Source organism: Aeromonas sp. s6, from assembly GCF_040907815.1.
In the GTDB taxonomy this organism is placed as follows: domain Bacteria; phylum Pseudomonadota; class Gammaproteobacteria; order Enterobacterales; family Aeromonadaceae; genus Aeromonas; species Aeromonas caviae.
On record NZ_JBFOCN010000053.1, the window covers coordinates 1 to 14,053 of the forward strand.

Here is a 14,053-nt window from a genome sequence, read left to right on the forward strand (position 1 = left end):
GACATGACGAAACAAGGACATCCCGATAATGGCCCATAGCACCCGCTCCATGGGCATGCGCCGTCGGCGCAAGGAGACGGAGCCCGTCTCGGCCAAGCAAGCCTGCACCAGTTCAGGTGACAGCAGGTCAGACAGGGACTCAAACTTTCCGGGAGGACAGGCGTGAATGAAGTCGAGAGCTTGGTCGATACGCATAAAAAAATCCGAAACCCAACAAGGAGTTTCGGATTCTTACACAGCCTGAGGATCGGTCAATGGATCCTTAACTGATCGGCATTAGGGCCAGGTGCCCCGCTTTTTTTGTGCCCGGGGTCATCGCCGGGATGAGGGGTCGGATAAGGGGTCATGAGAGGGGGCAGAGAGATGATATTGAAATGGATGGGTGTAATTAAATATTTACGATTTGGGTCTGATTTGGCCTCGCGTGTCGCTACTTTTGAGTTGTTTCACTCTGCATTATTGGTCATTTATCCATCTGTCAGCGTGCAAAGACGCTAGTTTCACTTGATTGTTTGTTTTTCCTTGGTAAGGTGGGGGCGGTTGCGTAACAAAGTGCTGACTTGTGTAAACAAAAATATACGGTCAGCGCCCTTGGCTTGAAACAGTAGAGAGAATGAGAAGATGCAAAGAGATCCCCTGAACAACATCCATATCCAGTCCGAACAAGTGATGATCACGCCTGCCCAGCTCAAGGAGAAACTGCCGATCTCCGATCGCGCGCTGGCATTCGTGCAAGGGGCCCGCAATACCATCGCCGACATCATCCACCGTCGCGATCACCGCTTGCTGGTGATCTGTGGACCCTGCTCCATCCACGACATGGACGCCGCCAAAGAGTACGCAACCAGACTCAAAGCGCTGCATGACGCCTATCAGGACTCTCTCTACATTGTCATGCGGGTCTACTTTGAGAAGCCGCGCACCACGGTCGGCTGGAAGGGCTTTATCAACGATCCGAACCTGGACGGCACCTTTGACGTGGAACTGGGTCTGCACCGCGCCCGCGAGCTGCTCTGCTGGCTGGCCGAGCTGGAGCTGCCTCTGGCCACCGAGGCGCTCGACCCCATCAGCCCGCAATACCTGGCGGAGCTCTTCTCCTGGTCGGCCATCGGTGCCCGCACCACCGAATCCCAGACCCACAGGGAGATGGCGTCCGGCCTCTCCATGCCGGTCGGCTTCAAGAACGGCACCGACGGCAACCTCGGCACCGCCATCAATGCGCTGCAGGCCGCTTCCAGTCCTCATGCCTTCATGGGGATCAACCAGCAGGGTCAGGTCGCGCTGCTGCAGACCCAGGGCAACCCGGATGGCCATGTGATCCTGCGCGGCGGCAAGCACCCGAACTACGACTCGGTCAATGTGTCGCTGGCGGAAGAGGCGCTGGAGAAGGCGGGCCTGCTGCCCGGTCTGGTGGTGGATTGCAGCCACGGCAACTCCAGCAAGGATCACCGGCTGCAGCCCAAGGTGGCCGACAACGTCATTCACCAGATCCAGGAGGGCAACCGCTCCATCATCGGGGTGATGCTCGAATCCAACCTGTTCGAAGGCAACCAGTCCAGCGAGCAGCCCAAGTGCGAGATGCGCTACGGCGTCTCCATCACCGATGCCTGCATCGACTGGGAGACCACGGATGCGCTGCTGGCCCGCTGCCACAGCCAGCTGGCGGCACCACTTTTGGCCAGAACATCGGCATAAGCCGTGGTATCTTGTTGCAACTGATTGAACCATCGAGGTATCACTGCCCACGCAGTGATACCTTGTTGCCTCTTGAATGACAGGGCGTCGCTGCGGGCGGCGCCAGCAGGGACTGGACATGGCGAAAGAGTTGAATGCCCTCAGGGACAAGATAGATGCGGTGGACAAGCAGCTGATTGATCTGCTGGCCGCTCGTCTCGCCCTGGTGGGGGAAGTGGGGGAAGTGAAAAGCCGGCACGGCTTGCCCATCTATGCACCGGATCGGGAGGCGAGCATGCTGGCCCGCCGCCGCGCCGAGGCCGAGGTACTGGGGGTGCCGGGGGACCTTATCGAGGACGTGCTGCGCCGGGTGATGCGCGAGTCCTATATTCTGGAGTCCGCCAGCGACAAGGAGCACCACTTCAAGTGCATGAAGCCTGAGCTCGGCAAGGTGGTGATCATCGGTGGCCAGGGGCAGCTTGGCCGCCTGTTCGGCAACCTGTTCAGCCTCTCGGGCTACCGGGTTGAAACCCTGGGGCAGGCCGATTGGCCACGCGCCGACGAGATCCTGCACGGCGCCGGGCTGGTGATGGTGGCGGTGCCCATCGACGTCACCTGCCAGGTGATCGACCGGCTCGGCAACCTGCCGGCGGACTGTCTGCTGGTGGACGTGACCAGCGTCAAGAGTGAACCGCTTGCCCATATGCTGGCGGTACACCAGGGGCCGGTGCTGGGGCTGCACCCCATGTTCGGGCCGGACGTGGCGAGCCTCGCCAAGCAGGTGATCGTCTGCTGTCAGGGACGCGATCCCGTCGCCAGCCAGTGGCTGCTGGAGCAGATGACCATCTGGGGGGCGCGTTTGCAGCAGGTGGAGGCCAGGGCCCACGACGAGGCGATGACCTTTATTCAGGCGCTGCGCCACTTCGCCACCTTCGCCTACGGCTGGCACCTCTCCCGGGAGCAGGCCAACATCGACCGTCTGCTTGCCTTAAGCTCTCCCATCTACCGGCTGGAGCTGGCCATGGTGGGACGGCTGTTTGCCCAGGATCCCCATCTCTACGCCGACATCATACTGTCGTCGCCCCAGAACCTGGCGATGATCCGCCGCTACTACCAGAACTTCGGCGAGGCGCTTGGGTTGCTGGAGCGGGGCGACAGAGAGGGCTTCATCGAGGCCTTCAGCCAGGTTTCCGGCTTCTTCGGCGAGCGGGCGGAGGAGTTCCTGCGCGAGAGCCGTACCCTGCTGGCCCAGGCCAACGACCGTCGCCATCACGGCTGATGCACAAAGACATCCATACAAAAGGGGCCTGATGGCCCCTTTTTCATGTTGTTTGTGCTGCACTGATAACCAGGGTAGATGAAAACACAGGTCTGGGCGTGAAATCGCCCTCTTTCATTCGGCAGGCGGTTGACGCAAGTCGGCGTCATGCCAGCCCAGCGGCAGGGTGAGCAGCTGATCGATCAGCTCCCGGCGGTCGGATTTCTCCAGATAGGCGAGGTAGAGCGGGCGGCTAAGGGATTGGCCCCCTTCCACCAGATGAAGCTGCCCCTGCTCCAGGAAGGGGCTCACCATGCGCCTTGGCAGGTAGGCGGCGCCGCCGTTGGCCAGCACGAATTGCAGGGCCATGCTGGCGGAGCTTGAATGCAGAACTGGGGTCTTCTGCAGGCTCTGCAACCGGCTCGATGGCGGTTCGAAGCTGGTGCCCCAGTCGAGATGAATGTGGGGCATCTGCATCAGGCTGTCGGCGTTTGCGGCCGGCTCCCGGCTCACCAGTTCGAACACCAGCTCGCCGATGGGGTGCAGGGCAATCTCGTCGATCTTGGTCGGCTCGGAGAGCAGGGCGAGATCGAGGGAGCGCTCCAGCAACTGGCGACAGAGGTGCTCGCGGGAGGCCGTTTCGAGGCGCACCGCGAGGCCGGGGGCCAGGGCATAGACATGGTTGAGCCAGTCGTTGAAGTCGAGCTCCCAGAAGACGGCGGGTGCGCCGATGGCAAGCTGCTGGCTGAAACCGGGGGAGAGGGCCACGTCCTGCTTGGCGCGCCCCAAAGTATGCAGAATGGCGTCTGCGTAGGGCAGCAGACGCTCACCGGAGGCAGTCAGGCGGATGTTGTTGCGATGACGGGCAAACAGGCTGACCCCGAGTTGCTGCTCGAGCTGGCGGATCCGGAAGCTCACCGCCGACTGGGTCAGGTAGAGATTTTCAGCCGCCCGGCCAAAGTGCCGGGTCTTGCTGACCTCGATGAAGGTCCGAAGCAGCTCGGTATCCATTAATCGAGGGACTCGTCGCTGCCGCCACCGCCGCCTTCAAAGCTGCCACCAGCATCTTCATTGGCGCCGCCAGCGACGGTGCACAGACGGTGCACGCGCTTGGGACCAATCACCTTCAGGTATTTGAACCACACCTTGGCGTGGGGGTTGTTGCCGGCTGCGCCGGATTTGACCTGTTCGATAAAGGCACTTTCTACGTCATCGCGCGGGGCCAGGTTGCCCTGATAGAGCGCCAGCATCACGGTGCCATATTTTTCCAGACTGTCCGCTTCGGCCACGGTGAATTCGCCACTGCGACGCAGGCCACGGGGAAAATGTTTGAAGTCGTTGAAACGCTTGTCTGATTCGAAGCTCATAGTGCTCTTGTTCTGGTTAGTTTGACCTTTGCGGGCAAGTATCATCAGGCCGTCGCAGAGTGCAAAATCAATTTTCTTACTATGTTAATAAATATCTTTTATCGAACAGGGTTTGTCGCATCCCGAGGGGGCATTTTGCGGTGCGCTGCACAAAAAAGCCTGAAAAATAGTGGAGTTATGTCAGATTTTGTACAGGAAAAACAGCTCAAAAACGGGCTCGGAAGCTAAAAATAAGGCGCCGTATGGCGCCTTTTTATCATCATGACTGAGCTGAACCCGAGTGCGCGGCACTCACTCAATCATGGCTGGCTGTGCCAGGTTGTCGGCACGCCACAGACGATAGCGCACCTCGTACTCCTGGGGCACATAGATGACGAAGGGCAGCTTGGAGTTGTAGTTCACGAAGAAGCCCTGACCGTAGATCTGGACGAAACTCTCTTTCTTCTGGCCATCTGGGCAGGCCATCAGGGTGCTGACGGGGCCGGTGACCTGGCCCAGGGTCAGGTAGTTGTAACCCCAGCCCTTGACGCTGTGCTGTTCCAGATTGCCCGCGAAGCGGGGCAGGTTGCAGTCGACCAGCATCTTCTTGCCGACTTGCAGCTCGACCATCATGTCGGCTTCGTTCTCGACTTCCGGCAGACGGATCACGACACGTTCCTGGTTCACTTCGGCGGCGGGGAACATGCTGATATCAAATTTTTTCGGTTCGGCGGCGAAGGCATGGCCACCCAATAACAAGGCGCCCAGCAGGCTAAAACGCAACACGGTTTTCATCTGTACCTCTTGGGATTGGTTCAACGCCGCTAGACTAACCGCTCTGCCGGTTTCATGCCAGCGCTGCGGCGTGCAAAACCGCCCTGAACAGGCATCACATGACGCAATTTGATGCTTTTTTGACGGTCAGGGTCACCCTGGCGCTTCTTGCATCGTGTCAAACAGAGGGCCGGGTGGCCCCCATGTCCAGGCTGTCACCTCACCAGCAGGACCTGTTTCGCCCAGGCGCGGGGGGCGCGCTGGGCGACGGAGCCGCTGGTGATGTCCAGGTAGGCGACGCCCTGAAGGGCCGGCACCGGGGTGGAGGACCAGAGATAGACATAGCCGTCGTTCACCTCCTTGCCATCCCCGGCCATGGCGCGGGGGAAGATGGTTTCGTTCAATGCCGGTTTGTAACAGGCGGACTCCAGAATGCTGGCGAGCTCCTTGATGGTGGGCAGGCGCCAGTCGTGATGACCACCAAAGCCATACAGGGCATGGCTCGGTTCGGTGCGGATCCGTTCCGCCGTCTGCAGTGCCTGTTGCCAGTAGAGGCGGGTGGGTTCCCCCTCGCAGCTCTGGTTGCGCCAGGTCTGGCCGAGCTGGCAGCGCATCCAGGTCAGACCGGTGCCCCTGTCGGTGACGGTGCCGTTGCCGTGATCCTGGAAACGGGCGGTGGGGCTGGTACGGGGCAGGGCGTCGTCGCAGATGGCGATGGCCAGTGCCAGGGGGCTGCACAGGGTGAGCAGCAGGGTCAGAAGATACTTGTTCATCGGGTTACCTCGGCCACAAGGCGCAGTTGTATGGCATTGATTTCATTTTCGTTCTGGACGCCATAGGGGTAATCGGTGCCCGCATCCTCCCCCAGGAACTGAGGGCTGATGACGGCGATGGGGACGCTCTCGAGGCGCCGGGATGGGGTCAGGGTCTGGGTCCAGTAGCTGCCATCGAAGTCGCCGCTCGAGGGACCGACGTCGGGGAAGTAGCGCACATCCAGGGTGACGAGCTGGCCATCCTGGCGGGCGAGGGAGCCGTAGTGTTGCAGGCTGCCTAGCTCCTGGGCCGTGGGCAGGCGCCAGTGCCCTATGCCGCAGAGTCGTTGTCCATTTAGCCATTGGCGATACTGCTCGGTGGAGCAGATAGCTTCCCCCTCGGGGCAGGCATAATCCAGCTCCGCCTGACTGGGGTGATAGTTGCCAAACTCCCAGGCGAAGACTTTGTGCAGATCCCGTGGACTGTCCGGATCATCGAGCTTCTTCTCCCAGACGAGGCCGGTATTGAGATCCTCCACGCACTCCCACTCGTCGGCATTGTCCGCCAGGGGTTGCCCCTTGCCGTCCAGCTTGCGATAGCGCAGGGGCGCCTGGCCCAGGCTCGCCTCCTGGCCCGGGTGATCCGCAGGCTCCTGGGTCAGCAGGTAATCCACCCCGTCCGTGTAGGTGGTGACGCCGCTGGCGGTCACCAACGCCCTAGGTTGCTGCTGCATCAGCACGGCGGCGAGTCTGGCCTGCTGGCTCAGTAGCTCGGGGCTGGCGGCAAAGTGCCGGGCGAGCTCGGGCAGCAGGGTGACCAGCCCCTGCCAGATCTGCAGGCGGCGTTCGCTGGCGGCCAAGGTGGGCAGGGTGGCCTCGTCATCGAAGGCGGCGAGGGCCAGCTCGGCGAGGGCGCGGTTGAAGTCGCCCAGCTGCGCCAGGGCCGCCAGATCTGGGCCGGGGTGAAGGGGCGCCAGGGCGAGCAGTACGTCCGTCAGGGCCTGAGCCGGTGGCAGCCCGTCCGAGATACGCGTCTGCAGCAGGGTGCTGAGGGGGCTGGGGGTGAGGTGCTGGTTGTCCTGGCGCGCCGCCGGGTGGGCCAGGGGCAGGGCGGCGGGATCCGCCGGAATGAACAGCAGGGGAGTGGTGAGCAGATCAGGGTGGCGCCGGGTCAGGGAGTGGGCTCCGGCCTCGCCGCTGACGGCGGGCTCATTGGCTTCGCAGCCGTCGTTCTGGTTCAGGTTGATGCACAGGGTGCCCGCAGCGGGCAGGCTGACCGTCAGGCGGTAGTCCGGCGCGGTCAGGGGAGCCTCGTCCGAACCGCCGCCACAGGCGCTGAGCAGGGGGGCCAGCAGGCAGACGATCGGGGTCATTCTCATGGTCATGGTGTGTCCTTGGAGGGGCCTTGGCCCCTCTCTTCTTTATATAGGGAGAGTCAGAGGCGACGCAGACGGCGCCACAGGGCCAGCGGCAGCAGCCAGAGCAGGGGGAAGGCCCCACCGCCACTGCTGTCCGAGGTATCGAAGCGGATGATGCCGTCATCCGGCACGGGCACGATGTTGCCGCACTGGGCGCCGGTACGCTGACTGATGCTCCACCCGTTCAGGAAACCCTGATTGCCCGGTTTGCTGTCCACCACCTCCAGGGTCCAGCGACCGGCCAGGGGTTCTCCTTCGAAGGCGCTGAAGGGTTGCAGGGACTGCAACTCGGTGGGGAAGACCCCTTTCAGGCTCGGCAGGGGGCTGTAACCCTTGTCCCAGATCTGGACCCGGGTGCCGGCGGGGGAGCTGAGCCAGATCTCCAGCTCATCCAACACCTCGTGCTGCAGATCCAGGCTCAGTTGCAGCCTGTCGCTCACACGGGCATCGCTCTTCTCCAGCAGCAGGCTGGTTTCGCTCAGGCCGCGCACCTCCTCGCTCTGGGCATCGTTCAGTCGCTGTGACCGACCACTGGCCCGGCTGATGACGGGGGTGCCGATGGGCAGGGTCAGGGATTGCTGCCACTGGCGCTCGGTGGGGCTGGTACCGCTCATGGCGAGATTCACCGAGAGGCTCGCCTCGTCGCCGCAGGCGAGCGGGCTCTGGGCCAGCAGGCGCAGGGTGGTGGTCATGCTGGCACCGGCGGCCAGGGTCGCTGGTTGCCAGTTGTCAGGATCGGCCTGCAACCCGGTTGGCAGGGTGAGGGCCAGCTCGTTGAGGGTCACTTCCCCTTTGCCCGGGTTGCTGAGGGTCAGCTGCACCGATTGGCGCTGCCCCAGCGGGATGGCGCTCCCCTCGGCGAGGGCGATATTGACGGGAGCTTGCAGCAGCCCGTGCTGGCGAAATGCCTGCTCCAGCAGACGGGCATAGGCTCGCGTCGGATAGAGACGGGCGGCAGTATCCACGGTGATCCGGGCCAGTTGCGGCATGCGAATGGCCGGCCCCAGGCCGAAGTGGGATTCGATGATGACGCGATCAAACTCGTCCCTGGCCGCCTCGCCGTGCTCGGCCACCGCCGTCAGCAGGGCCTGGAACAGCGGGGTGCCCCAGAGCTGATCCCCGTTGCTGCCGTTGATGGTGCGGTGGGCGGGGTAGCGGTAGTCCGGATGGTAGCGGGCGCGCAGATCGTCGAGTTGGCGCGGGGTGCGGTCGGTGAAGCGGGCATCCCAGTTGAACACCATGGCGGGTTCGAACTGGCGACCGGCTTCGCTGCGCTGGCGATGACTGGCGGCCAGGTAGTCGCCAAAGCCCTCGCCGATGGCTCCCCAGTCACCCTCTTCCCCGAGATCCGGCAGGATGTGGTGCTGCACCCCGTGGCCGAACTCGTGCCAGATGACCATGGGATCCTCGGCATCGGGCACGCCGCTGCGACCCAGCTCCAGCCTGCGTTCGAACGGATCGTAGAGGGAGTTGTCCTGATAGCCCGCGTCCGTGTCGATGTCAGCGCCCCGGGGATGAGATCGGTGAAGCCGAGCGCCTTGAGGTGGCGCTGGGCGAGATCCAGATGGTAGTAGGCGTTGATGTCCGCAAAGCCGCGATCGTCCCGGGTCAGGCGAAAACCCTGCACGTCACTGCTGCTGTAGGGGGCCGATTCGGGGGCCATGACATCCACCACCCTGGCATGGGGGCCGCTCAGGCGATACTGCCCGGCTTGCAGGCTCACCGGCAGGGGAACCGGATCCTGATAGGCGGTCTCTGCCAGTACCAGCGCGTCGTGCCAGACCAGGCTGGCGTCCTGCAGGCGGGTGCGGGGATCGGGGTCGAACACCCGGGTCTGAACCTGCATATCGCCTGCGTCGGCGACATGCAGAGGGCGGGTAGTTGCCTGATCCCCGAGACGGCCAAGCTCCTGCTCCCCGTCGCAACGGGCAAACAGCTGCACCTGGCTGGCCTTGGCATTGCCTGCCTTGTGCTCGCGCACCCGCTGGCGCAGGGCAGGCACCAGGGTATCGCCGTCTCGCCAGTACCAGGCTTCGACCGGCCCCAGCGTCTCTATCTGGTTGCCGTCGGTGCGCAGGGTGGCGAGCAGGGGATCCAGGGTGCCGCTGGCATCGCAGCCGGGCGCTGTGCTCTGCAAGGGGCGCAGGTTGTGGTAGAGGCGCCAGGGGCGGCCGTCCCCGTCGACACTGACGGCGGCCTGGGTGGCGGCCACCGGCAGGCCGTTCACCAGCTGGCGAAAGCTGTAATGGTGGCCGAGCAGGCTGGCCCTGTCGTAATCGGGGGCGAGGAGCACACCGAGGCGCTGCTCGAGCCAGCGCTTCGGCGTCGTGGTGAGGGGGGGGTCATCGACAAACTGCAGATCGGCCGCCAGCAGCGGCGATGAGATCAGGGTTGCCACCAGCCAGAGGGCCAGGGAAGAGGGTTTCATGGTTCACTCCAGAAAAAGAGGACAAGGGGTCAGTGGTTGACGCCCGCCAGGGTGAGCAGGAAGGCAAACTCCTGCGCCGCACGCAGCGCCGCCGTTTTGGGGGCGCCCAGGTGGCCGCCGTCGAGTTCGGTGCGCAGCAGATAGGGGCCTGTTCCCGTGCTATGGGATCGCAGGCGGGCTATCCACTTGAGGGGTTCCCAGTAGGGCACCTGACTGTCGTGCAGGCCGCCCGTCACATAGACGGGGGGATAAGGGGCCTTGTGCAGGTTGTCGTAGGGGCTCAGGCGGCGCATCGCGGCATAGTCACCCGGGATGGCCGGATTGCCCCACTCGGCGTACTCCTGCCGGGTGAGGGGCAGCTCGGGATCCTGCATGGTGCTCAGCAGGTCGACGAAGGGAACTTGCAGCACGGCCCCGGCGAAACGGGTGGGCGCCTGGTTGAGTGCCGCTGCCACCAGCAGGCCGCCGGCGCTGCCGCCCATGGCAAACAGCCGGGCGGGATCGATGGCGGGATCCCGTGCCAGGGCATCGGCCACGGCGAGAAAATCATCCACGCTGTGCTGTTTGTCCCGGCCACGACCCTCCCGGTACCAGCATTCGCCGAGCAGACCGCCCCCGCGCACATGGGCGATGGCGTAGACAAAGCCGCGATCCAGCAGGCTCAGCACCCGGGGCTGGTAGTAGGGGCGCATGGGGGTGCCGTAAGCCCCATAGCCGTAGAGCAGCAGTGCCCTGGGGTGGGTAATGCCCTTGCGCCAGACCAGGGAGACAGGCACCTTGACCCCGTCCTTGCCCGCGATCCAGCGCCGCTCGCTCTGATAGGGGGAGGTGTCCCTGGTCTCGGGTGTCCCCTCCCAGGCGCCGGAGGCGAGATCCAGCCAGCGCTGGTGAGGTGGCTCGGCCATCCCCTGGCGGCGAATGAGCACCTTGTCGCTGGCCGGTTCCTGGCTGCCCTGGATCCAGGCCGTGCCTGCGCCATCGGTGAGCGGCAGGCTGTGGATCAACGCACCCTTGGCATCCAGCACATCGAGCCAGTCATCCCCTTCCTTGCGGTATTGCAGCACGGTGTGCCAGGCAAAGAGGCGCCACTTCTCGAGTTCCCGGCCCTCGCCGGACCAGAGCCGTTGCCACTCTCCCTTCGCCACCAGGCTCAAGTCGGCCACCTGATAGAGGCCGAGGGCGCCGTCCCGGTTGCTCTTGAGCAGCACCCTGTCCCCCTGGGTATCCAGGTAGTACTCGAGGCCGCGTTCGCGCCCCTTGAGCAGGTCGGCCCGACCCGCGTCCAGCAGGTATTGCTCGGAGCTGTCGTGGTTGTTGCTTTGCAGCACCAGGTGGCGGCGATCCGTGGTGCGATAGAGGCCGAGCAGCCAGGCGGGATCGCGCTCCTCATACACCAGGGTCTCCTTGCCATCCTGCCAGGCCAGCAGTTGCCAGGGGCGCAGGGTCTGGCGCTCGTTGACGAGGGTGTAGAGGGTCTTGCCATCCAGACTCCAGAGCAGATCGCCGGCGCGGTGAGGCAAAGAGGCCAGTGTCTCGCCGCTCGCCAGATCCAGCAGGGTGATGCGGTAGTCCCGATCTCCCCTGCGGTCTTCGGCCAGGGCAAGCAGTTGCCCGTCCGGGTGCAGGGCCCAGGCGGCGAGCTCGTAATACCCCTCGGCCGGCTGGCGGGGAGCCAGCCGCTTTCGGGGAGCGTCATTGGCGTCGCTGCGCTGCCACAGGCTGCCGTCCGCCTCCATGCGCCACTGGCTGCCAGCCTGGCTCAGCCAGTCGTCCGGCACGGGTTCACCCCGCTCCCGGCCCTGCCACTCCGTCTGCAGGCGCTGCACCAGTGGCGCCTGGCCGGCGAGCTGCTGCTCGGTCCAGCGGTTCTGCTCGCGCAGCAGCGTCAGGAGGGCGGGATCCTGGCGGCTGTCGTCACGCCAGCCACCATAGGGATCGAGGCGGGCTATCTCCCCCTTCATCAGTTGCGGGCGCTCGGGGATGAGGGGCGCAGCCTCCAGGGTTGCCTCAGGCAGGGGGGAGGCGGGGGCCGGCGTGGCCAGCAGGCTGGCCAGGATCAATAGGCTGTGCATCAGATCCCCACGAAGGTGTAGCGCAGGCTGGCACTCAGGGTGCGGCCGCTCTGGGTGAAGAGGGAAGCATCGGTCCCGGCTTCCAGCCCGGCCACATCCTGATAGCGGGTGTAACGGGTGTCGAACAGGTTGTCGAGCTTGAGGTTGACCTTGAGGGCGTCGGTGACCAGCCAGTCGGCCGTCAGGGCGAAACTGAGCCAGCCGGCACTTTCGAGGCAGTCCCCCTGGCGGCCGGTCAGGCTGTTGCCGCAGGTGGGCACCCGGCTCATGGCAGCGGCATAGTCCGCCTGAATGCCCAGACTCCACTCATTGGCCTGATAGCTAAGACGGGTGTTGCCCTCGAGGGGCGTCAGGGTGCGCAGCGCTTCACCTTTGTTGTCCTCGCCATCGACCCAGCCGAGTTTGGTGGCGAGCTCCCACTCCTGGGTCAGCCAGTAGCTGGCGGCGAGTTCGGCCCCCCAGGTTTCGGCCTTGGCGACGTTGCGATATTGGCGCAGGATGACGCCATCGCTCAGGCGCAGCCCCACCTCGCGCCAGTCGATGAAGTTGTAGTAGCGGTTGTAGAAGAGCGCTGGCTTGATGCTCCAGTTGTCCCCCTCGCCACTCAGCCCCCACTCGATGCTGTGGCTGGTTTCTTCCTTGAGCCCGGTGTTGGCGATGATCTCGAAGGGTGGCAGAGCGAAGTAGTGGGGGATGTTGCCGTACACCTTGTCGTAGGAAGGCGCCCGGAACCCGTTGGCGTAGCTGAGCCAGCTGCGCCACTGGTCGTTGAAGCGGTAGCTGGTGGCCAGGCTCGGGGAGAGGTGCCAGCTGTGGTTGCTGTCGTTGCTGCCGTCCAGCGGCGTGAGCCACTGGTGATCCATGCGCAGGGTGGGGGTGAACTGCCACTGGCCCAGGCTGGCCACGTCGCCGAGCCAGACTCCGGCCCTGTCGGTACGGGCGCGGCTGAAGGGGGCGGACTGGCCGGGTTGGGGAATGCCGGCCTCCAGACTCAGCTTCTCCACCGGCCGCTCGTGGGTGGTGCGCTCGAGCTCGATGCCGTAACTGAGCTGATGGGCGAGAGGGCCGGTGGCGAGATCCCGGCGCACATCCAGCTCGGTACCGATCCTGTCTTCGGTGAAGGTGGCGAGCTCCCGTTCGCTGCGATAGCGCGGATAACCGCTCAGCAGATCGTTTTGCAGCAGGCTGCGCTTGTTGGCGGTGTTTTTCGAGTGATTGCCGTAGGCACTCCAGGTGAGGCTGTCGGCCAGTATTGTGTCGAGGTTGCTCGCCTCCCAGGCCAGCTTTCCCCCCTGCGTGCGTTGGCTGCCCTGCTCGTGGTACTGGCGCACCTGCCACTTGCCATCGGGCTGGGGCACTTCGCGCGGCCCCTGATCCCGTTCGGCGTTGTCCTCGAAGTAGTCGAGTTCGAGGCGCAGCAGATGATGTTCGTTCAGCTGGATGCGAGAGCTGGTGGAGGCGCTGAGGCCATCCAGATCCGCCGGGATGCGGCTCTCGTCGTAGTTGGCGGTCTCATGTCCCTGCCAGCCGGAGAGGCGCAGCAGGTGTTCGGTATCCCGTATCCGGGCGGCGCCGGTGGCGCTCAGCTTCTGCTTGTCACTGTTGCCATCGTGCAGCACCTTGCTGCCGAGATAGGCATCCTGGCCCTGAAGGTAATCTTCCGGCTGCTTGGTGCTGATGACGATGGTGCCGCCGATGGCATCGGAGCCATGGAGGGAGGAACCGGCTCCCTTGGCTACCTCTATCTGTTTGACATCGTCGAGATCGAAGCTGAAGCGGCCCACCTTGTCGTTGAGGTCGTCGGCGCCAAAACCGTCGCTGACCCGCACCCCGTCCTTGATGATGAGCACCCGGTTGCCGCCCATGCCGCGGATGATGATGTTCTGGGGGCGGCCGGCGGAGCCGGTCACCGAGACGCCGGGTTCGTTCTTGAACACATCGGTGAGCTCGGTGGCAACCTGGCGATCCAGATCCTCCTCCGTGATGACGGTGATGGAACCCGACACGTCGGAGAGCTTCTGCTCGATGCGCTGTCCCTTGACCACGATGGTTTCGCGCCCCTTGAGTTCGGGGGGCATGTCCGTTGTGTCGACCCCGGCGGGATCGCTGGCAGCCAGCGCCGTACCGGACAGCAGCATGGGCCAGTAGTGAAGAAGTCGAATTTTCATATTTGAGAATAATTATTATTTAAGCCTGAGGGCGCGGATTATTGCAGAGGGAGTCAAGCAGATCAATAAATGACAATCATTATCATTTTGTTTTTATGATATTGATCGAATTGAATTTTTTGAGAGTTAAATCAGTAAGGTGGTGGCATACGTTTGCGAATGA

At 63.8% G+C, this 14,053-nt stretch carries 10 protein-coding genes and 1 pseudogene; 2 read left to right on the forward strand and 9 right to left on the reverse strand.

Features of this window, described 5'->3' with window-relative positions:
* Positions 1 to 195 (reverse strand): transposase domain-containing protein (locus tag AB5Y50_RS08300; protein WP_368162519.1); only part of this gene is annotated, 195 nt, incomplete at its 3' end.
* Positions 196 to 621: 426 nt separating this feature from the next.
* Here AB5Y50_RS08300 and AB5Y50_RS08305 point away from each other — a divergent pair.
* Together AB5Y50_RS08305 and tyrA are read left to right on the forward strand one after the other, a co-directional pair.
* Positions 622 to 1,695, forward strand: coding sequence for a 3-deoxy-7-phosphoheptulonate synthase (locus AB5Y50_RS08305; RefSeq protein WP_010674236.1), 1,074 nt, complete (start codon positions 622 to 624; stop codon positions 1,693 to 1,695).
* A gap of 118 nt (positions 1,696 to 1,813) precedes the next feature.
* Complete coding sequence (gene tyrA, locus AB5Y50_RS08310) at positions 1,814 to 2,953, forward strand: bifunctional chorismate mutase/prephenate dehydrogenase (protein ID WP_102948242.1); 1,140 nt, start codon at positions 1,814 to 1,816, stop codon at positions 2,951 to 2,953.
* Between the two features lie 114 nt (positions 2,954 to 3,067).
* Here the strand turns inward: tyrA and hdfR are convergent, their stop codons facing one another.
* From hdfR to AB5Y50_RS08350, 8 genes and pseudogenes are all read right to left on the reverse strand, one after another.
* Complete coding sequence (gene hdfR, locus AB5Y50_RS08315) at positions 3,068 to 3,943, reverse strand: HTH-type transcriptional regulator HdfR (RefSeq protein WP_039038620.1); 876 nt, start codon at positions 3,941 to 3,943, stop codon at positions 3,068 to 3,070.
* Positions 3,943 to 4,299, reverse strand: coding sequence for a DUF413 domain-containing protein (locus tag AB5Y50_RS08320; protein ID WP_010674239.1), 357 nt, complete (start codon positions 4,297 to 4,299; stop codon positions 3,943 to 3,945). Before AB5Y50_RS08320 ends, hdfR begins: the two co-directional genes overlap by 1 nt.
* Positions 4,300 to 4,590: 291 nt before the next feature.
* Positions 4,591 to 5,073 (reverse strand): serine protease inhibitor ecotin, encoded by a 483-nt coding sequence (gene eco, locus AB5Y50_RS08325; protein ID WP_010674240.1) that lies wholly within the window; start codon positions 5,071 to 5,073, stop codon positions 4,591 to 4,593.
* Between the two features lie 194 nt (positions 5,074 to 5,267).
* On the reverse strand, positions 5,268 to 5,825 hold the full coding sequence (locus AB5Y50_RS08330; protein WP_043155288.1) for a DUF1566 domain-containing protein: 558 nt from the start codon (positions 5,823 to 5,825) through the stop codon (positions 5,268 to 5,270).
* Positions 5,822 to 7,189, reverse strand: a complete 1,368-nt coding sequence (locus tag AB5Y50_RS08335) for a DUF1566 domain-containing protein (protein WP_103858821.1) — start codon at positions 7,187 to 7,189, stop codon at positions 5,822 to 5,824. Before AB5Y50_RS08335 ends, AB5Y50_RS08330 begins: the two co-directional genes overlap by 4 nt.
* A 50-nt stretch (positions 7,190 to 7,239) precedes the next feature.
* Positions 7,240 to 9,650 (reverse strand): annotated as a pseudogene (locus tag AB5Y50_RS08340) (proprotein convertase P-domain-containing protein).
* Between the two features lie 29 nt (positions 9,651 to 9,679).
* Positions 9,680 to 11,722: a prolyl oligopeptidase family serine peptidase gene (locus AB5Y50_RS08345; RefSeq protein WP_103858822.1), complete on the reverse strand. Its 2,043-nt coding sequence runs from the start codon at positions 11,720 to 11,722 to the stop codon at positions 9,680 to 9,682.
* Positions 11,722 to 13,890 (reverse strand): TonB-dependent hemoglobin/transferrin/lactoferrin family receptor, encoded by a 2,169-nt coding sequence (locus tag AB5Y50_RS08350; RefSeq protein WP_103858823.1) that lies wholly within the window; start codon positions 13,888 to 13,890, stop codon positions 11,722 to 11,724. The genes AB5Y50_RS08345 and AB5Y50_RS08350 overlap by 1 nt, the downstream gene beginning before the upstream one ends.
* Positions 13,891 to 14,053: the final 163 nt, after the last annotated feature.